Source organism: Glutamicibacter sp. 363 (assembly GCF_052379505.1).
Classification (GTDB): domain Bacteria; phylum Actinomycetota; class Actinomycetes; order Actinomycetales; family Micrococcaceae; genus Glutamicibacter.
On sequence record NZ_JBQSYR010000002.1, the window covers coordinates 176,181 to 195,848 of the forward strand.

At 63.0% G+C, this 19,668-nt stretch carries 16 protein-coding genes and 1 riboswitch; of the genes, 7 read left to right on the forward strand and 9 right to left on the reverse strand.

The features are described from left to right. Nucleotides 1-34: 34 nt before the first annotated feature. Nucleotides 35-1,351 (forward strand): ABC transporter substrate-binding protein, encoded by a 1,317-nt coding sequence (locus ACT3UA_RS02395; protein WP_444615430.1) that lies wholly within the window; start codon nt 35-37, stop codon nt 1,349-1,351. Between the two features lie 63 nt (nt 1,352-1,414). Here the strand turns inward: ACT3UA_RS02395 and ACT3UA_RS02400 are convergent, their stop codons facing one another. After that, the gene (locus ACT3UA_RS02400) at nt 1,415-2,392 is read right to left on the reverse strand and encodes a hypothetical protein (RefSeq protein ID WP_444615431.1); all 978 of its coding nucleotides are present in this window, start codon (nt 2,390-2,392) and stop codon (nt 1,415-1,417) included. 91 nt (nt 2,393-2,483) lie between these two features. Between ACT3UA_RS02400 and ACT3UA_RS02405 the strand changes: the two genes are divergently transcribed. Next, nucleotides 2,484-5,663 carry an HAD-IA family hydrolase gene (locus ACT3UA_RS02405; RefSeq protein ID WP_444615432.1) on the forward strand — a complete coding sequence of 1,060 codons (3,180 nt, stop codon included), beginning with the start codon at nt 2,484-2,486 and terminating at the stop codon, nt 5,661-5,663. A gap of 109 nt (nt 5,664-5,772) precedes the next feature. Here ACT3UA_RS02405 and ACT3UA_RS02410 read toward each other — a convergent pair whose 3' ends face one another. From ACT3UA_RS02410 to ACT3UA_RS02440, 7 genes are all read right to left on the reverse strand, one after another. Beyond that, nucleotides 5,773-7,179 (reverse strand): sugar porter family MFS transporter, encoded by a 1,407-nt coding sequence (locus ACT3UA_RS02410; protein ID WP_444615433.1) that lies wholly within the window; start codon nt 7,177-7,179, stop codon nt 5,773-5,775. A gap of 267 nt (nt 7,180-7,446) precedes the next feature. Continuing rightward, complete coding sequence (locus tag ACT3UA_RS02415) at nt 7,447-8,718, reverse strand: uracil-xanthine permease family protein (protein WP_096282954.1); 1,272 nt, start codon at nt 8,716-8,718, stop codon at nt 7,447-7,449. 29 nt (nt 8,719-8,747) lie between these two features. Continuing rightward, the gene (gene thiD, locus ACT3UA_RS02420; protein ID WP_444615434.1) at nt 8,748-10,184 is read right to left on the reverse strand and encodes a bifunctional hydroxymethylpyrimidine kinase/phosphomethylpyrimidine kinase; all 1,437 of its coding nucleotides are present in this window, start codon (nt 10,182-10,184) and stop codon (nt 8,748-8,750) included. Then, nucleotides 10,181-10,822 carry a thiamine phosphate synthase gene (gene thiE, locus ACT3UA_RS02425; protein ID WP_096282956.1) on the reverse strand — a complete coding sequence of 214 codons (642 nt, stop codon included), beginning with the start codon at nt 10,820-10,822 and terminating at the stop codon, nt 10,181-10,183. Before thiE ends, thiD begins: the two co-directional genes overlap by 4 nt. Next, nucleotides 10,815-11,609, reverse strand: coding sequence for a hydroxyethylthiazole kinase (thiM, locus tag ACT3UA_RS02430; RefSeq protein ID WP_096282957.1), 795 nt, complete (start codon nt 11,607-11,609; stop codon nt 10,815-10,817). Before thiM ends, thiE begins: the two co-directional genes overlap by 8 nt. Continuing rightward, a riboswitch (TPP riboswitch) is annotated at nt 11,599-11,693 on the reverse strand. It overlaps the preceding gene by 11 nt. A gap of 34 nt (nt 11,694-11,727) precedes the next feature. Next, nucleotides 11,728-12,096, reverse strand: a complete 369-nt coding sequence (locus ACT3UA_RS02435; protein ID WP_096282958.1) for a GntR family transcriptional regulator — start codon at nt 12,094-12,096, stop codon at nt 11,728-11,730. After that, complete coding sequence (locus tag ACT3UA_RS02440; protein ID WP_096282959.1) at nt 12,093-13,622, reverse strand: hypothetical protein; 1,530 nt, start codon at nt 13,620-13,622, stop codon at nt 12,093-12,095. Before ACT3UA_RS02440 ends, ACT3UA_RS02435 begins: the two co-directional genes overlap by 4 nt. A gap of 87 nt (nt 13,623-13,709) precedes the next feature. On the opposite strand from ACT3UA_RS02440, the gene ACT3UA_RS02445 reads away from it, so the two are divergent. Together ACT3UA_RS02445 and ACT3UA_RS02450 are read left to right on the forward strand one after the other, a co-directional pair. Beyond that, nucleotides 13,710-15,143: an aldehyde dehydrogenase family protein gene (locus ACT3UA_RS02445; RefSeq protein WP_444615435.1), complete on the forward strand. Its 1,434-nt coding sequence runs from the start codon at nt 13,710-13,712 to the stop codon at nt 15,141-15,143. A gap of 76 nt (nt 15,144-15,219) precedes the next feature. Then, nucleotides 15,220-16,662 (forward strand): amino acid permease, encoded by a 1,443-nt coding sequence (locus ACT3UA_RS02450; protein WP_096282961.1) that lies wholly within the window; start codon nt 15,220-15,222, stop codon nt 16,660-16,662. Here ACT3UA_RS02450 and pgm read toward each other — a convergent pair. Beyond that, complete coding sequence (pgm, locus tag ACT3UA_RS02455) at nt 16,659-18,257, reverse strand: phosphoglucomutase (alpha-D-glucose-1,6-bisphosphate-dependent) (RefSeq protein ID WP_444615436.1); 1,599 nt, start codon at nt 18,255-18,257, stop codon at nt 16,659-16,661. The genes ACT3UA_RS02450 and pgm overlap by 4 nt on opposite strands. Before the next feature lie 55 nt (nt 18,258-18,312). Between pgm and ACT3UA_RS02460 the strand changes: the two genes are divergently transcribed. From ACT3UA_RS02460 to ACT3UA_RS02470, 3 genes are all read left to right on the forward strand, one after another. Continuing rightward, nucleotides 18,313-18,636 (forward strand): DUF4190 domain-containing protein, encoded by a 324-nt coding sequence (locus ACT3UA_RS02460; protein ID WP_096282962.1) that lies wholly within the window; start codon nt 18,313-18,315, stop codon nt 18,634-18,636. Between the two features lie 73 nt (nt 18,637-18,709). After that, the gene (locus ACT3UA_RS02465) at nt 18,710-19,459 is read left to right on the forward strand and encodes a hypothetical protein (RefSeq protein WP_096282963.1); all 750 of its coding nucleotides are present in this window, start codon (nt 18,710-18,712) and stop codon (nt 19,457-19,459) included. Further along, complete coding sequence (locus tag ACT3UA_RS02470; protein WP_096282964.1) at nt 19,446-19,667, forward strand: helix-turn-helix domain-containing protein; 222 nt, start codon at nt 19,446-19,448, stop codon at nt 19,665-19,667. The genes ACT3UA_RS02465 and ACT3UA_RS02470 overlap by 14 nt, the downstream gene beginning before the upstream one ends. Nucleotide 19,668 lies beyond the last annotated feature (1 nt).

A 19,668-nucleotide genomic window follows, 5' to 3' on the forward strand; every position in this document is an offset into this window, starting at 1 on the left:
CCTCGCGAGTTCTCGCCCATCCAAGGAGGAGCCCATGAACAATCAACAACGGTCCGAAGGCATGCGTCGCAATGCCGGTCAACGACTAACCAAGTCCCTTGCCATAGCTGCGGTCGCAGCGCTGGCATTGACGGGGTGCGGCGGAGGTGGGAACGCGGCTGACAGCGCCGATGGAAAGGTGAGTTTGCGATTCGCCTGGTGGGGTTCGGACTCAAGGGCGCAGGCTACCAATGAGATCATCGAGGCCTTCGAGGCAGAGAATCCAAATATCGACGTTCAGGGCGAGTATTCGGACTGGAGCGGATATTGGGACAAGCTCGCTACCCAAGTTGCCTCGAATGATGCCCCGGATATTATCCAGATGGACGACAAGTACCTTCGCGAATACGCCGACCGTGGCGCGCTTCTCGATCTTGACGGTGTTGACGTCTCCAACTTTGAAGAGGTTTCCGTTTCCAACGGCACTACCGAAGATGGATTGGTAGGCATCACGACGGGAATTAACTCGTTTACGTTGACCGCAAACCCCAAGGTTTTGAAGGAAGCTGGGCTGGATATCCCGGACGACAAGACTTGGACGTGGGACGATTATCGCGAAATCACCAAAACCGTTAGCGAAAAAGCCGAAGGGAAATACGGTTCCGAGGCGCCGAATGAACCCGCTGGATTGCAGTCCTGGCTGAGGCAATCCGATAAGCATTTAACCACTGAATCCGGAGAGCTTGGTTTGACCGTTGAGGATCTTGCCGGCTATTTCCAGCACCACCAGGACTTGTTGGACAGTGGATCCTATCCAGTGGCCTCGGTTCTAGCCGAGAATCAGAATGCCGGGCCTGATCGTTCCATGACCGGCACCGGTACGTCGGCCTTTGGCATGTGGTGGAGTAACCAGCTCGGCTCGCTTTCCGCAGCGGCCGGTGTTGATCTGGTGCCCCTGCGCCTGCCTAGCTCCACGGGCGAAGCCGAAGACAACGGGCTTTGGTACAAGTCATCGATGATGATGTCCGGGTACAGCAAGTCCAAGCATCCCGAAGAGGTCAAGAAGTTCATTGACTTCATGGTGAACTCCGAAGAAGCTGGCGAGCTGAACAAAATGGACCGCGGGCTGCCGGCCAACACGGAGATTCGCGACTTGGTAGTGTCCGACCTTGAGCCAATCGAGGCCGCTTCAGCGGAGTTCGTCACCGGAATTGAAAGTGAGCTGGCAGGGTCTGAACCAATTCCACCAATGGGATTCAGCAAGATCCAAGACATTTTGTACCGCTACGAGATGGAAATCTTCTTCAAGCGGCAGTCGCCGCAAGATGCGGCAACCAACGCGTTGAACGAGATGCGCTCTGCCGTTGAATAGCAAACACATGATTTGATCTGAATATAAGCTTGGCGGGGAATGTTTAATTCCCCGCCAGGCTTTTTAGTTTATAAACAGGGTGTCCAAGACTGATGCGGCGTTTTCCTGCAGATGCTCATCGTCCGCGTCAAGCAGGAGCCGCAACCAAGTCTCATGCTGGGATAGCGGAGCCACTAGGCATGCGGGGGCGACTAAGTCATAGAGCTCGTCGGGGCTACCGTATGCGGCGAACTCACCTAGGTAGGCGCCCAGGGCACGCATCACGCGCTCGTCGTCGGTCCGGCATTTCCACGACTGGGTCATTGCCGCCAGTGGGGCCGCCAGCGAGGAAAACGGATGAGCCCAGTGGGCCGTCGCAAAGTTCGTGATCCGCGCATGCTGGCCCTTTTCCGAGGGCACCACCGTCTGCGACAAATCGAAGGCGCCATGTTCCAGGCTCAGCGGGATGGGACCGCGATGCAAGGCTTCGCAGGCGTCGGAAAGGGTCTTTAATTGGCCGTGCAAAGCGTCGGCCTGTTGCGGGTCCAAATGCAACGGATGGTTTGCCTCGAGAGACACATGCATGGTCAATGCCTGCTCGAACTGTTCTGGGAGGAACTGCGGATCCACCACCGGCATGCCGACGTCGAAGAAGGCCTCTTCGTTGCCCATCAAAGCCACCTGGAAGGAGCCCAGTGAGGCAAGCGCCAGCTGCCAGTTCTCCGCGCTGTCGCCCAAATCCGCCAGGGTATGGCCAAAATCGGGGGAGAGCATATAGCCGGCCATGCGGTCGATTGCCAGCGGCATCACCACGCGTTCGGGCTGCAGTCCGCCGGCGGTGATCGTCACCGCAGCTTCGGCTGCCAGTCCCGGCGCGTTCGCCTTAAACACCAGCTCGGCCGCGTCGGTCCCTACCAGCGCCGAAACCTGGTCCAAGGATGCCGGCCAAAAATCCGGGCCCGCGACACGCTCGATGCCGTAGGCGGAGCAGGCCTCATCGATCCAATTGGCGGCAGACTCACGCCATTGTTCGCTATTCCATTCATCTATCCACTGAGCCACAATCCTAATCGTAGTATGTCGATGCAAGCGAGATCACTTGCTACCGTTGGGTCTACGGCCAATAATTGCTCCTCGACGAAGGATTTCGATCGTGAACGCTGCACGCCCGACGTACCGCCACCGTGATTTCAAGGCCGTCCTTTTTGATTTGGATGGAGTTCTCACACCTACCGCGCTATTGCACCGTGCGGCATGGAAAGAGTTGTTTACCGGATTTTTCGCCCAAGAACACCCGGGCGTGCCGCCTTATGCCGACCCGGATTATTTCGAACTGCTCGACGGCAGGCCACGCTATGAGGGCGTCGGTGCCGTGCTCGAATCCCGGGGGATAGCGCTGCCCTGGGGAGATCCGAATGACCCTGCGGGGTACACCTCGGTGTGCGCGCTGGGAAATCTGAAGAATTCGGTTTTCACCGCGGTGCTGGAGCGCGATGGGATTGCGCCCTATTCCGGGTCTAGCAACTACCTGCAGCAGGTGCTGGAGGCAGGTCTGGATGTTGCAGTGGTCTCCTCATCACGCAACGCCCGCTCGGTGCTGGAAGCCGCGGGATTGGCTGGGTTCTTCAACACCATCATGGGCGGGCACGAGGCAGCGGCACGCGAGCTGCCTGGCAAGCCGTCGCCCGCCACGTTCTTGGCTACCGCCAAGGACCTAGGCTGGCGCCCCGAAGAGTGCGTGGTCGTCGAGGATGCCAGCAGCGGCGTGCAAGCCGCCCGTGAGGGCGGCTTCATGGTCGTCGGGGTGGCACGTGAAGACAATGAGCAACAGCTATTGGATGCTGGTGCGCACTTCGTGGTCCAGGACCTCAGCGAGCTGGTGTCCGCCTCCGCGGTGCAGGCCTGGAACTTTGACCCCTGGTCCATCACCCGCGAAGCCGAACGCGATGAGACGGGCGCCCAGGACACGGTCTTCGCTCTGGGCAACGGCTTCCTTGGCGCTCATTCGGCACAGGTGGGACTGGGCGAGCAAGTTGCCGGGACGTTCCTCAACGGGTTGCACGAAACGTGGCAGATCCGCCACGCGGAAAGCGCGTTCGGGCTGGCCGAAACCGGGCAGACGATGATCAGCGCCCCAGATTTCCGGACCCTGCGGGTGTTCATCAACGACGAGGCGCTGGAGGTGGGGCGAACCGAGATGCTCCGCGATGACTTGCGCTTGGACTTCCGCGAAGGCACGTTGATTTCGCGGACCCTGTGGCGCACCGCGGAAGGCCATCGGGTGGCGGTCACGGCACGGACCATGATCTCCTTCAGCGACCGGCACCTAGCCCTCCAAGACCTGCATGTGCGCCTGCTCGACGGGCCGGCTCATGTGCTGATCCAGTCCTCGGTGATCGGCTATCGCTCCGAACCGGAGGTATCCTCCCCGGCCGATCTCGACTCGGGCCAGGACCCGCGCAAGTCCGAGGAGTCCTCGGATAATCCCTTGCACCCGGCCGGCCACATCGAGGAAGGACCCCGCCTCGGGCTTTCCTACACCGTGGCGGGTTCCAATATGTCCGTGTCGGCAGTCGTGGAACACCTGGTGAATACCACCGGTGGTGCCAGCGCCCAGATCCATACCGAGCGTTCGGCGAAGCCTGATCGCGCCGATGAGGTCTCCAGCGCGAACCTCGAAGCGGGCCAGGGGCTGCGCGTGGCCAAGTTCGCGGCCTACCACTCCTCGCGCCGCCATCCGGCCAAAGAAATGCTGCAGCGTTCAAGCCGCGCGCTGAATCATCTGGTGCCCCGAGGGATCGACGAGCACTTCCGTGCACAGCGCGCATTTATGAAGGATTACTGGCAGCGCAGCGACGTTTTGGTGGACAGCGACGATCCGAGCCTGCAACGCAAGATCCGTTGGAATCTCTTCCAGCTTGCCCAGGCCTCGGCCCGAGCCGACGGTTTAGGAATCAGTGCCAAGGGGGTTAGCGGCAACGGATATTCCGGACACTACTTCTGGGACACCGAAATCTATGTGCTGCCGTTTTTGACCTACACGAACCAGCAGTGGGCCAGAAATACGCTCCGCGCGCGGATCTCGATGATCCCGGCGGCGACGCGCCGGGCTCGCATCATGAACGAGGAGGGGCTGCTCTTTCCTTGGCGCACCATTAACGGTGAGGAAGCCAGCGCGTACTACCCGGCGGGTACCGCGCAATATCACATCAACGCCGACGTGGTGTATTCGCTCAACCGCTATCTCGACGCCGCCTGCGACGACGAGTTCCTCGAGGCAGGCGCCGCAGAAATTCTGGTCGGCACCGCCCGGATGTGGGCGTCTTTGGGTTTCTGGCGCGACTCAGGGGAACAGCGCAGCTTCCACATTCACGGGGTGACCGGCCCGGATGAATACACCGCGGTGGTCAACGACAACACCTACACCAATGTGATGGCGCGCTTTAACCTGCGCCGTTCGGCGCAGCTGCTAGGCGAGCTAGCCGCCCGGCGCCCGCAGTTCTATGCCGAGCTGGCCGAGCGGATGGGACTAGACTCAGCGGAGATCTCCACCTGGCAGCTGGCGGCCGAACGAATCCATATCCCGTATTCGAAAGCCGTGGGAATCCACCCGCAGGACGAGCATTTCCTCAATCGCGAGGTCTGGGATCTTGAGGCCAGCGGACCGGATAAACGTCCGCTGCTGCTGCACTACCACCCATTGGTGATCTACCGCTTCCAGGTCATCAAGCAGGCCGATACGGTGCTGGCGCTATGGCTGCGCTCCAGCGATTTCACCGCCGAGCAGAAACTCGCCAATTTCAACTACTACGACCCATTGACCACCGGAGACTCGTCGCTTTCGGCCACCGTGCAGTCAATCCTTGCGGCCGAGGTCGGCTATCGGGATCTGGCCTTCGACTACTTCGAACATGCGTTGAATGTCGACCTTGAAAACCTCCACGGAAATACCGCCGACGGGGTGCATGTGGCGTCCACCGGTGGGGTGTGGGCCGCGCTGGTCAATGGCTTCGCCGGGCTGCGCGACGATGACCAGCGGTTGCATTTCGACCCGCGGTTGCCCGAGCGCTTCAGATCCCTGCGCTTCCAGCTGGCCTATAACGGTTCGGTGATCAAGGTGCTGCTCGACGCCAGCGGAATCGAATTCTCCCTCACCGGCCAGGGGCCGCAAAGCCTCTGGGTGCGCGGGGAGGAGATCGTGCTGCAGACCGGCCAGCGCCACCGGGTGGCCCTGCGCGATCAGGGGCCGCAGCTCTCCGGGCGTCCGAGCCTGGAGCATGTGCTCTCGCTGCAACGTGAAGCCGGCGTCGAGGTGCCCAACAAGCCCTGGTAGCCAAAGCGGATCGTGCGCGGAGGGCTGCCGGCCCGCACAATAAAAAAGTCGTCGGGTGGACACCGCATGGTGTCCACCCGACGACTTTTGCCCCGGAGGAGTTCTTATCCTAGAGGGTCATTTCCTCGAGCTGGCGTCCCTTGGTTTCGCGCACCAGGAAAATCACGAAGATCAGCGACAGCAGTGCGAAGAACGCGTAGATGCCGTAGGCCAACGCCAAGCCTGCCTCGGCGAGGGCCGGGAAGGTGGTGGAGACGGCGAAGTTGGCGATCCACTGGGCGGAGGCGGCAACGCCGAGCGCCAGCGCACGGATGGAGTTCGGGAAGATTTCGCCGAGCAGCACCCAGACGGCAGGTCCCCAGGTCGCGCCGAAGCCAACCACGAACAGGTTCGCGGAGACCAGCGCCACGATGCCCCAGCTGCCGGGCAGGGAAACTGCGCCGTCGATGGTGACCGACTGGGCGAAGGCGATGGCCATCATGCCCAATGACACGGTCATGATGGACGAGCCGATCATCAGCAGCAGCTTGCGGCCGAGCACGTCGATCAGCAGCACCGCAACGATCGTGGCCACCACGTTGGTGATCGAGGTGATCAGCGAGATGGTGAAGGAATCGGATTCGGCAAAGCCGACGGACTTCCACAGCGTCGTGGAGTAGTAGAAGATCACGTTGATGCCGACGAACTGCTGGAAGACCGAGAGCAGGATGCCCACCCAGACCAGCGGGTGGAAGCCGAAGCGTCCGAGCAGATCCTTGAACACCTGGCGGCGCTCGACGTGGACGGTGGTGCGGATTTCTTCGATCTTGGCTTCGGTCTCGGCCCCCGGGAGCATGCCCATATCGCGGGTCAGTACGGTAGCCGCCTCGACGTAGCGGCCACGCTCGACCAGATAGCGAGGGGATTCCGGCAGGCGCATGGCCAGCACGCCATAGAGGATTGCCGGGATGGCCAGCGAGAGGTACATCCAGCGCCAGGCCGAAAGGCCGAACCAGCCGATGGCGTCGGCCGAACCCATCACGAAGACCAGCAGCGCGCTGACCAGGAAGGCTACGAAGATACCGAGCACGATGGCCATCTGCTGCATGGAGCCCAGGCGTCCGCGGTGCTTGGCGGGGGATACCTCGGCAATGTAGGCCGGGGCGATCACCGAGGCGAAGCCGACGCCGATGCCGCCGACGATGCGCCAGATGATGAGGTCAAACGCGCCGACGCACAATCCGCAGCCCAGCGCGGAGATCAGCAGCATCGCGGAGGCGATCACCATGGTGCGTACGCGTCCGATGCGTTCGGAGACCATTCCGGCGATCCAGGCGCCGAGCGCAGCGCCAAGCAGGGCGCAGGAAACGGTGAAACCGATGGTCAGCGCGTTGAGCCCGAATTCGTGCTCGACAGCGTCCACGGTGCCGTTAACGATTGATGAGTCATATCCAAAAACGAACCCACCCAGGGCAGCGCCGAGGGCGATCAGGATGAGTCGAGCGGATATCTTTCCGTCAGATGTAGTCGCAGTCACAAGGAGCCATGCTATCGGATTGGGCTGGGGCGCAAAACATTTCCAGCGGGTTTTATGGCCGTGCGGGCCGCCGGTTCATGCGAGCTCGGCCATAATTTGGAAAGAATCCTTACAATAGGCGTTCGGGCGGTGCGGGGATCCGCGCAACCCAGCCCCGAAATCCCGCGCAAATCGGACGAGGCGCCGACGCCGGGCATTTCCGGCAGGGCAAAAGAAAACCGGCATCATGAGCTTGATCACAATGCCGGCTGGTTCTTCGGTCTTGGCTTAGCGCTCAACCGGCTCAAGGTTGCTATTGCGCAGCTTGGCCACGGTATTCATCAGGTGGTAAACCACCAGGGTCGCGATGGTGCCCAGCGCGATGCCGCCCACCTGGAACTGGCCGAAACTCAGATCGGTGGTGACCGCAATCGCGATAATCAGTCCGGTTCCGGCGGTCATCAGGTTCACCGGGTTCTGGAAGTCCACCTTCGCCTCGATCCACAACCGGGCACCGATAATGCCGATCATTCCGTACAGCACGATCCCCAGACCGCCGATCACCCCGGCCGGAATGGTATTGATCAGGGCGCCGAATTTCGGCAGGAAGGCCAGCGCTATCGCGGCGACCGCCGCGACCCAGTAGGCCGCGGTGGAGTAGACGCGCGAGGCGGCCATCACGCCGATATTCTCCGCATAGGTGGTCGTCGCCGAGCCGCCGCCCATGCCGGCCACCAGGGTTCCGACGCCATCGGCCATCAGCGCTCGCCCATTGAATTCGGAGAGGTCCTTGCCGGTCATGATGCCCACGGTGCGCACATGGCCGATATTCTCGGCGATCAGCACGAATACCGCCGGCAGGAACATCAACGCCACGCTGAAATCAAAGCTGGGGGCATGGAACTGCGGCAGCCCAATCCAGCCGGCCTGGCCCACGGCGGCAAAGTCCACCTGGCCCTGGAGGAGTGCAATCGCGTAGCCGATCACCAGGCCCACCAGGATCGACAGGCGCCCGAGCAGCCCCTTGAACGCGACGGTGGACAGCACCACGGCGAGCACCGTGAGGAAGGTCGTCGCCGGGAAGTCGCGCATCGGAGCCAGCGTGGCGCTGGCGAGGTTCAAGCCGATCAGCGCGACGATGGTGCCCATGACCACCGGCGGCATCAACGCGTGGATCCACCGGGTGCCGGTCTTCGCCACGATCGCGCCGACGATGAACAGCGCCGCACCGGTCATCGCGATGCCGCCCAGCGCCGCGGAGAAGTCGTCGCCGACCTTCGAGGCCATCACCGGGGCGATCAGCGCGAAGGAGGAGCCCAGGTAGCTGGGCACCTTGTTCTTAGTGATCAGCAAGAAGATGATCGTCGCGACGCCGGTGAACAGCAGCGTGGTGGTCACCGGGAAGCCGGTCAGCGTCGGCACCAGGATGCTGGCGCCGAACATCGCCAGAATATGCTGGGCTCCGATCGAAATGGTCTGCGGCCAATGCAGCCGCTCATCCGGGGCAACAACCTCACCTTCGGTGATGGTCTTCCCGTTGCCGTGAATGCTCCACTTCATGCGTTCCTCCAGAATTCCTGGCCCCGCGTTTAGGCCGTAGAGAAGTCTACGCCCTTCGCGTGCGCTTGGGCGAAGAAAGACAGCTCGTGCTCGGCCGAACGCCGGAATGCATCCCACATCCGCTCGCGCAGCGCCGGGTCCGCGAGCCGCCAGGCGGCCGCCACCAGCTCGATGGCCGCCGCGGTGGCCTCGTCGAACTCCGCCGAACTGTAGGTGGCCAGCCAGCTCTCATACCGGTGCCCGGCATGATTCGCGGCGCTCAGCCGATTGCCAATGTCCTGGTAGATCCAGTAGCAGGGCAGGATCGCGGCGATCAGCTCCGGATAGCTTCCGGCGCAGGAGCTGAGGTGGTTGACGTAGTTCAACGTGGTGGCGCTCGGCTCGGGGGCCAGGTCCAGCAGCTCGCTGCGGTGCAGCTTCAGCTCGCCTTCCAGGATGCCTTCCGCACCCTTGGCCCAGAAGCGCTGGGCCTCGAGCTGCGGGGCCAGCGCGCTGGCCTGCGCGAGCACCTGCGCATAGCGCTGCAGATACAGGGCGTCCTGGGCCAGATAGTACTCGAAGCGTTTGCGCTCCAGCGTGCCCGCGGAGAGCTCGCGGATGAACTGAAGCTCATCGATTCCACCGCGCAACCCGGCGATCCGCTCCCACCAATCGGCCATCGGATCCGCGCTTTGCCCCGCGAAGAGCCCGGCAAAGTGGTTCACCGGTCCGTGCCCGCTGCCCACCTGCAGCTCATCGGCCGCGGCAATCGCCGCGAAGAGGTACTCCTTCGCCGCGCCCAGGGCCTTGGCCCAATCCCCGCCGCGGGCATAGTGCGTGGCCAGCGCGCTGGATAGCGTGCAACCGGTGCCGTGGGTGTTGCCGGTGGCGTGGCGTGGGCCGTCATAGCAGGCGATCACCCCGGCCGGACCCACCAGCGCGTCGGGGCAGCTTTCGGTGGGCAGGTGGCCGCCCTTGGCGATCACCAGCACCTCGTATTTGGCCGCCAGGCGCTGGGCCTGCTCCAGCAGTTCCTCCCAGCCGCGCACCGGCGGCTCCCCGAGCAGCGCCGCAAGCTCTGCGGTATTCGGGGTGAGCACCTCCGCCCGGGAAAGCAGCGCGTCCAACGCCGAGCCATCGGCCAGCAGCCGGTCCCCGCTGGTCGAGATCATCACCGGGTCCAGCACCACCGGGGCGTGCACCGTTTCCAGCCATCGGGACACCGCGGCGATGATCTGCGGATCGGCCAGCATGCCGATCTTGATCGCGTCGATGCGCACATCTGCGGACACCGATTCCAGCTGCTTGGCCACGAATTCCGCGTCGACGGCCTGCACCGCATCCACCCCTAGGGTGTTCTGCGCGGTGAGCGCGGTGATCACGGCCATGCCGTAGCCGCCGTTGGCGCCGATGGCCTTCAGATCCGCCTGGATGCCCGCGCCTCCCGAGGGGTCGGAGCCGGCAATGGAAAGAATGTTGAGGCTCATTTGGCACCTTCCCAGCGGTCCAGCAGTTCGGCGCTGGCCGCCTGCGGATCCTCGGCGGCGCAGATCGCGCGGACCACCGCCATGCCGGCGGCCCCGCCGTCGCGCAGCGCCGCGGCATCCGCGGCGGTCAGCGAGCCGATGGCCACGGCGGGCAGCTCGGTGAGCCGCTTGGCCCGCAGGAATCCATCGATGCCCAGCGGGGTGGGATGGTCCTTCTTCGTGGGCGTCGCGCGGATCGCCCCGACCCCCAGGTAATCGAGGTATTTCGCGTCGGCGTTGGCCCCGGTCAGCTGTTCATCGGTGGAAGCGCTGAGCCCGATAATCCCCTCGCCGATGATTTCGCGGGCGTAGCGCACCGCAATATCCTTCTGCCCGATGTGGATGCCGGTGACCGCGGCACCCGCTGCCCGTGCCGCGAGGAATACGTCGATGCGGTCGTTGACCAGCAGTTCGGCCTTGCCGGCGGTGAGTTCTGCCGCCGCGCAGGTAAGTTCGAAGAATTCGCGGGCGGTCTCGTTCTTGGCCCGCAGCTGCACCCATTGCACACCCGCGGCCACCGCACCTTCGATGACTTCCAAGGTGCTGCGCGGCTGGCAGCTTTCGGTGTTGGCTACCAGGTAGATTCCCAGATCACGCATTATTTGCCTCCTCAAGGCGCAGGTTGTGCAATTCCTCGGGGTCCAGCAGCGAGAGTTCGTCGAGGAAGGCCGCGGCGAAACTTCCCGGACCGCGGCCGATGGCCAGGGCCTTTTCGGCGGCCAGTCCGTACAGGCCGTGGGCTGCGATCGCCGCGTCGAACGGGTCTTCGCTCACCGCGAGCATTCCGGCGCAGATTGCACCCAGGGCGCAGCCGCCGCCGGTAATCCCGGTCAAGCCGATCCCGTTGCTGTGCACCAGCGTGGTGCGTTTGGCATCGATGATCGCATCGGCCGCCCCGGAGATCGCGACCACCGAACCATATTCGGCGGCCAACTGGCGTCCGGCCTCGATGGCCGCGTGCACGGTGTCCTGCGCGTCCACTCCGCGCCCGGTCGAGCTCCGCCCGGCCAGCGCCAGAATTTCCGAGGCATTGCCGCGGATCAGGGTGGGGCGCTGGGTCACGATTTTTCGCGCGAAGTCAGTGCGCACCGGCAATGCGCCCACGGCCACCGGGTCCAGCACCCAGGGGGTGCCGGCCTGGTTCGCACCGTGAACCGCTTCGTCCATGGCGCGCAGCTGTTCGGTGCTCGGGGTGCCCAGGTTCACCAGGACCGCGGAGGCCACCGCGGCAAATGGCCCGGCTTCGCCGGGCAGGTCGGTCATGGCCGGAGCCGCCCCGGAGGCCAGCAGCGCATTCGCGGTGAAGTTGGTGACCACGGTATTGGTCAGGCAAAACACCAAAGGGGATTGTTGCCGGTAATTCCGGGCAACGGAAGTCAGGGTCATGCGACATCCCTCCGCTAGTTTGAACTAGTTCAGGTTCGACGGGTCTCATCTCAGTCGGTGAATCCGACACCCCGTGTCACTGGCTAGAGCGTACTCACCAAAGCCGCGGAAGAACAAATTATTGCCGCGCCCGGCGTTGCACCAGCGCCCTGACGGTGGCCTCGTCGATTCCCTGAGCTCGGGCCAGCTCCCACACCCGATCCACCGCTTGAACCAGATCACCGGAGGATTTCTCCATATCGGCTCCGGCGTTCACCACCGTTCCGGCACGCCGCCGGGAGGAAACCAGGCCGGTGGCTTCGAGTTCCTTGTAAGCGCGGGCCACCGTCCCGGAAGCGACCCCCAAATCGGTGGCCAGTGCCCGCACCGTAGGGAGCTTGCTTCCCGCCGGCAGCTCGCCCAAGGAAATCAGCGAAGAGATTTGCGTGCGGATCTGTTCATAGGGCGGAACCGCCGCGTCCAGGTCCACGAAAATATGTTGGCTCATACGCGCTGCGGCACCCTAGTTTCTGGGCGGGCCAAAATGATCACTGCCGGGCAGCAGAAGACGATGATCCCCACGGCCGAAACGTAGGGACCTGCCTCGTAACCCCAGGCCAGCATGGCGACGGCCGCCGCGGTGACTACACGGAGGGCGCGTAGTTCGTGAACCTGGCGATACCAAATTTCTTGCTCCACGGTGACATCCCAAGGCAAGGCCGCACGCCGAACCCACCAGATGTGGCAGGCGGTAGCGGCAAGCAACGCGAGGAGCGCACCCAGCGCAAAGACCGGTTTGACCGGAACTAGACCCCAAAAATATTCGAATGGTGGATTGATCAGCAGGTATGTGGCGCCGATGAGCAAGAGTCCGGCGAGCACATAGACATAGCGCGGCAGGTCTGCGCTGTGCCGAGCCAGTGAATGGGTTCCCCTGGACTTCAGGTGCAGGTAGCCCAGGAACCCGGCATTGAGCACCAAGAACAAGAGGGCTACCACCAGGAGCGACACAATTGCCTGCGGGGCATTCTCACCGGGGCGCGCATTGTCCGCGTACTCGGTCTGCACAAGCGAGGAGGAGCAGGCCAGTGCGATGAGTGTGAGCGCGGTGGTGAGGAATCCAATGGCAAACAAATTTTCGCGCATCCGCAAAAAGGAGGAGGCAGGCTTTGGGCTAGTGGTTCTGGCAAAATTTTCCGGTGGCTTCCACAATGCCATGGCGATGAAGGTGATGAGCATGGCCACGTTAGCGGTGTTTTGCCAGGGTTGATACATGGTGCGATCCAGCGACATAAGCCACGAGGCCTTGTAATGCAGCGACGAGGCTCCAACGGAGGCAAAGGCCAGGATCGAGGTGCGCAGCAGCCGGTTGAGCCAGACTTCGCGCAATACCTGGTTATCGTGGGGGCTGAGCGAACCAAGCGGTTTGCGCAGCAAAATGAAGAGCATCGCGATGAGTAGGGCCAGCGCCAGGGAGGCCAGGTTGATGGCAAACAGGGCCAGCATCTGGTCCGCCGCACGCAGTCCGTCGGTCGCGGACTGCGAAACCCAGGTGCTTCCGTAGGCGTCCGAGGAGGCAACCTCATATTGCGGGGGGACCCCGGTGACGTCGCGGATCATCCACAGGGTAAGACCGGCGCCGAGGAGTACCAGCGCGGCGACGGCACTCAAGGCCTTAGGCAACGGCGTCATCATCGAGCGAGGTTCCAGGGAGGCCGCGCGCACATTCGCCACCGACGCCGGCCAGGAGTAGAGGCCGATCAGATAGATCGACAGCAGCCAGAGTGCCGGACCGGTGGCGGCGAGCAGATCGCTGGCCCACAGGGATTCGCCGGCGCCGGCATGGGCCGCTTGCTGGTTGCTCACCCCGCCGGAACTGCTTACGAAGAAGGCAATCAGCGCGCACCAGAAGGAGTGGGATCTCGCCCGCAGCAGTGCGGGCCTGTTGTCTTGACGGGCAACCGTGCGCAGCCACGCGTAGATCAGGGCTGCGCCGATCGCCATGCTGAACGCGGCGGTGGAGAGTTGATCCATAATTACCTCCGTAAGTTGAAAAACTAATGTATCAAACACCTGATACAAATGGAATATCCCGGGGAATCAATGAAGTAGCATCGAGCCATGGGTCTCTTTACCTCAAATCCGCTTCCAGATCCCGTCGGCGACGCCGCACCGCCGGTAGACGAGCATCCCTCGCGCATCACCGAGGTCCTCGGGCACCTGCGCCGATCCGCCGACACCCGCATCACGCACCCGCGGCGCTTTCGCGCCCAGCAGCTGCGTGCCCTGGAAAAGATGCTGGCCGAACGCACGGGAGAATTCCTCGACGCGCTCGCCGAGGACCTTGGCAAGAGCGCCACCGAGGCGAAGTTCAGCGAAATCGACGTGGTCCGTTCCGAAATCGACCACGCCCAACGGCATCTCTCGGAGTGGATGGATTCAACCGCCGTCAAGGTTCCCTTCGCGCTGCAGCCGGCCATGGCCAAGGTCGAACCCCGGCCGCTGGGGGTCGTGCTGATCATCGGGCCGTGGAACTATCCCTTGCAGTTGATGCTGGCTCCACTGGTCGCCGCGATCGCCGCCGGAAACGCCGCGGTGCTCAAGCCTTCGGAGCTCGCACCGGCCACCTCGGGGGTGCTGGCGAAACTGCTCCCGATGTACCTGGACGCCCGGGTCTACGCGGTCATCGAGGGCGGCGTCGACACCGCCACCGAGCTGCTCGCCGCACGCTGGGACCACATCTTCTTCACCGGTGGACAGCAGGTCGCGCGGGTGGTCGCCGAAGCGGCCGCCAAGCAGCTGACGCCCACCACCCTGGAACTCGGCGGCAAAAGCCCGGCGGTGGTAGACAACAACTCGTTGCCCACCGCCAAGCGCCTGGCCTATGCGAAGTTCATGAATACCGGACAGACCTGCGTGGCCCCGGACTATGTGCTCTCTTTCGGGGACACCGACGCGCTAATTTCACGGCTTGGCCAGGCAATTGCCGGCTTCTACGGCAAAGACCCGATCAACCACCCGGATTATGGCCGAATCGTCAGCCGGAAGCATTTCGACCGGCTGGTGGGCATGCTCGATTCGGGTGAGGTGGTCCAAGGCGGCGACTACGACGCGGACACCTTGCGCATCGCCCCGACCATCATGCGCCATGTCGACCTCGGCTCGAAGCTGATGCAGGAAGAAATCTTCGGTCCGATCCTTCCGGTCATCGAGGTGGCCTCCTTCGACGAGGCGCTTGAATTCATCGCCTCGCGCCCCTCCCCGTTGGCCGCCTACCTGATGAGCGAGTCCCCGCGGCTGCAGTCGATCTTCTCGGATCGAGTGCGCGCCGGCGCGATTGTGCACAATGCGCCACTGGCCCAAATGGTCATCCCGTCCCTGCCATTTGGCGGGGTGGGGGCCAGTGGAATGGGCTCGTACCACGGCAAGTATGGCTTCGACCGGCTTTCGCAGATCCGCTCAGAACTCAGCAAAACGACGGTCATTGACACCTTGAGCGCAATATATCCTCCATATACATGGGCTAAGCGAAAGATTATTGATCGCTTACTGTAGCGCGGTTCATAGCTGCTGAAGCTTTCCAGGTGGAATGATTGTTAAGGCCCAAAAACCTTACTTCAGGAGCATCTGCATGACCGAGCCCGCACCGTCCACCGATGGTTTGAAGCGTGGCCTCAAAGCGCGCCATATGCAGATGATCGCCATCGGCGGGTCGATCGGCACCGGACTCTTTGTCGCCTCCGGCGGCACGATCGCCCAGGCAGGCCCGGGCGGTTCGCTGCTCGCCTACGCGCTGATCGGCCTGATGGTCCTGCTCCTAATGCAGTCCTTGGGCGAAATGAGCGCACGGTTGCCGGTGGCCGGCTCCTTCCAGACCTATGCTTCGGTCTTCGTCAACCGCCACTTCGGCTTCGCTATCGGCTGGAACTACTGGTTCAACTGGGCCATTACCGTCGCCGCTGAACTGGTTGCCGCGGGCATTGTGATGTCCTACTGGCTGCCGGATGTCCCCGGCTGGATCTGGGCCGGGACCTTCCTGCTCTTGCTCACCGCGCTGAACGCGCTGTCCACGAAGGCCTTCGGCGAAAGCGAATATTGGCTGGCGATGATCAAGGTCATCACGGTGATCGTGTTCCTCATCTGCGGCGTAGCCATGGTGCTGGGTATTATGGGCGGCAGCTCCCCGGGCTTCAGCAACTGGTCAACCGGAGACGCGCCGTTTGTTGGCGGGTGGCTCTCGGTGGTCTCGGTGTTCATGATCGCCGGCTTCTCGTTCCAGGGCACCGAGCTGGTGGGTGTGGCCGCCGGCGAAGCGGAGAATCCGCAGCGCGATATCCCCAAGGCGATCAAGGCGATCTTCTGGCGCATCATGCTCTTCTATGTGGGCGCAATCTTCATTATTGGTACCCTGCTGCCATATACCGACCCAACCCTGCTCGCCAGCGGTGAGTCGGATATCGCCAATTCGCCATTCACCATGGTCTTCGAGCGCGCCGGAATCGCCTTCGCCGCGGCACTGATGAATGCGGTGATCCTCTCCGCGATCCTTTCGGCGGGCAACTCCGGACTATATGCCTCAGCACGTATGCTTTATTCTATGGCCCGCGACGGCAAGGCGCCGAAGATCTTCGGCCGGCTCAACCGCCGCGGAGTGCCGGTGCCGGCCATGCTCTTAACCGCCTCGGTGGGCCTTTTCGGCTTCCTCACCGCCCTCATCGGGCAAGGCTCGGCCTACACCTGGCTGCTGAACGTCTCCGGGCTGTCCGGTTTTATCGCCTGGGTGGGCATCGCGGTTAGCCACTACAAGTTCCGCAAGGCATATATCGCCAGCGGACAGGACCTGGCCAAACTTCCCTACCGGGCGCCGCTATTCCCGCTGGGGCCGATCCTCGCCTTCGTGATCCTGATCGTGGTGATCGCCGGGCAGAACTACGAAGCGGTACTCCAAGGCCGGGTGCTGGAGGTGCTCTCCAGCTACATCGGGCTTCCGCTCTTCCTGCTGCTCTGGGCGGGCCACTGGTGGAAGACGCGCAAGCAGCCCGAGGTCAAAATCGACCCCTGGAGCCTGCGCTAAGCGGCCAGTGCGGCGTTAACGATGACCTGGGCCTCGCGCAAAACCTGCGCGAGGTGCTCGGCCGAGCGGGTGGATTCGGCGTAGATCTTGTAGATGTCCTCGGTCCCCGAGGGGCGTGCGGCAAACCACGCGTGTTCGCTGGAAACCTTCAGCCCGCCAATGGCGAATCCCGAGGCCTCGGTGAGTTTCGCGGTGATCGGATCCGCGGCGAGCTCGGTCGCGGTGACGGCCTGCGGATCCAGCTTGCCCAGCACGGCCTTCTGCGCCCGCGTTGCCGGGGCGTCGAAGCGGTCATAGAAACTCTGCCCGTGCGCGGCGACCAGCTCGGCATGCCGCTGGCTCGGGCTCTTGCCGGTCACCGCGCGGATTTCGCTGGCAAGCAGCGCGAGCATCAGCCCATCCTTGTCGGTGCTGAAGGCCCGTCCGTTGAAGTCCAGGAAGCTCGCTCCGGCCGATTCTTCACCGCAGAAGGCCACCTTGCCGGAGGCCAGCGGTTCGACAAAGTATTTGAAGCCCACCGGCACCTCGCGTAATTCGCGCCCGTGCGCCGCAACCACCTTGTCGATCAGCACCGAAGAGACCAAAGTCTTGCCGATCTGCGCGTCGGCGGGCCACTGCGGGCGGTGCGTGAGCAGGTAGTCGATGGCCACGGCCAGGAAATGGTTCGGGTTCATCAAGCCGCCATCCGGGGTGACGATTCCGTGCCGGTCGGCGTCCGCATCGTTGCCCGTGGCGATATCGTATTTATCCCGGTTAGCGACCAGCGAGGCCATCGCATGCGCCGAGGAGCAATCCATGCGGATCTTGCCATCCTTATCCAGCGTCATGAAGCCAAAGCGCGGGTCCACCTCTTCGTTCACCACGCTCAGGTTCAGCCCGTAGCGCCGTGAGATCTCGCCCCAGTAGTGCACCGAGGCGCCGCCGAGCGGATCCGCGCCGATCGAGATCCCGGAGGCGGCGATCGCCTCGAAGTCGATCACCTGCGCCAAATCCGCAATGTACAGCTCGCGGAAATCGAAGTCCTCCGGGTTCGCGACCCCACGCAGGATAGCCCCGCTGGCCATCAATTCATTGGCCCGAGCCGCGATCGGTCCGGTGATTTCGGATTCCGCCGGCCCGCCGTGCGGCGGGTTGTATTTGATGCCGCCGTCGGCCGGTGGATTATGCGAGGGGGTGATGACCAGGCCGTCGGCCAGCTCGCCGGCCGCGGCATTGTGGACCAGGATCGCGTGGCTGACCGCCGGGGTAGGGGTCAGGCCGGCGTCGGCGAGAACCCGCACGCCATTGCCCGCCAAGACCTGAAGGGCGGTCCGGTAGGCGGGTTCGGAGAGCGCGTGGCTGTCCTTGCCCACATACATCGGCCCGGTGATTCCCGCGGCCTTGCGGTAATCGACGACCGCCTGGGTGATGGCCGCGATGTGGAGCTCGTTGAACGTTCCGTTCAGCGAGCTTCCCCGGTGGCCGGAGGTGCCGAAGATGACCGCCTGGTCCGGGTTGTCCGGCGACGGGAGGATCGATGCGTACGCGTCGAGTACCGCGTCCAGGTCGATGAGATCTGCCTCGCGCGCAGGCGTTCCGGCTCGTTCGTGTGCCATGTGGTCCCTCTTGTCTTCGTGCATTTTGGCTGGGTTCATAGAATAATCGAAGTCGATGACTTACTATCCGAATAATCCGTATCAGCAACCGCGAGAGCCTGCAGGGCTTTCGACGGCTTCGCTTGTGCTGGGCATCCTCTCGATGCTCGGCTTCTGCATAATCATCCTAGTTCCCTTGGCCGGGGTAATCACCGGGCACCTGGCCCAGCGCCGTGAACCGTCAAGCCGCGGGCTTAGTTTGGCCGGCTTGATTACCTCGTGGGTCGGCCTGGCGATCGCGGTATTGCTTTACGCGTTCATCATCTGGTTGGTTGTCTTCTCCGTGGGGGTGATCGAGAACTACGAGGTCGACTATTCGGGCCTGAACGAGTTCGCCTAGGCCGCTGGTATTCATCAAGCTTCCGAGTTAGCATAACGATATTCGTTGTTAACGACTATCGATAGGATCGGCCATGTCGGGCTTAGCCTTCGGACTCGCGGCAGTCCTCGCCATTGGGGCTCTCGCCCTGCTGCTCATCGCGGTTTTCGGCTCGAAGCGTGGGCCCTCGATTGTTGCTTTCACCCGCATCGTAGCGATCATCGGACTTGTCGGAGTCGGGGTAACCACGATCGCGTCAGCTGCCGTCTTGATCTTCGGCGGCCCGGTTGAAGTCTTGGTTCCGGTGGTGCCATATTGGCCGGAATACCCAAACGTCACGGACGTGACTCCGGAACACGGCGAAGCTGTCGCCGCGGAAATCAACGAAGTGCTGGTGACCGCGAGCAACCTGAGCCTGGGTGTCCGCCTGCTGCTCGCCTCCGGGGCCATCTTCGAGGGGCTGGCCGGCTGCGCGGTGATTCTCGCGGTGATCCTGTTATGCAACCGGCTTCGCGCCGGGGTGGCGTTTACCCCGCGGTTGCGCCGCGCCGGCTGGCTAGTAGCGGCGATCCTTGCCCTGGGCAATACCCTCGGGCAATTCTTGAATGGCTTTGGCAGTAGCCTTGCCGGTGAAGAAACCCTGCGGATCGACGGATTCACCAGCGCGGCTCAAGAATTTACCGCCGCCACCCCCTGGCCTGAACCGACCTTCGCGATCTACTTCGAATTCGGTGCGCTGTTCTTGGCTCTGGGCATTCTGGTGGTCGCCGAGCTCGTCACCGTTGGCCTGACGCTGACTACGCAGAACCAGCGTCTCCAAGCAGATACAGATGGGCTGGTGTAGGCCCATGGGCAGCGTGCATTGCAGGCTTGGTGACTTGCTCGCGGAGCGTGGGATGACCCTCGCACGGCTCAGTGAGCTCGTCGATGTCTCGGTGGTGAATCTATCGATTCTCAAGAATGACCGAGCGAAGGCGATCCGCTACTCCACTCTCGTCGCGATCTGCCAAGCGCTCGACTGCGAGATCGGCGAACTGCTGGTCTTGGCTTAAA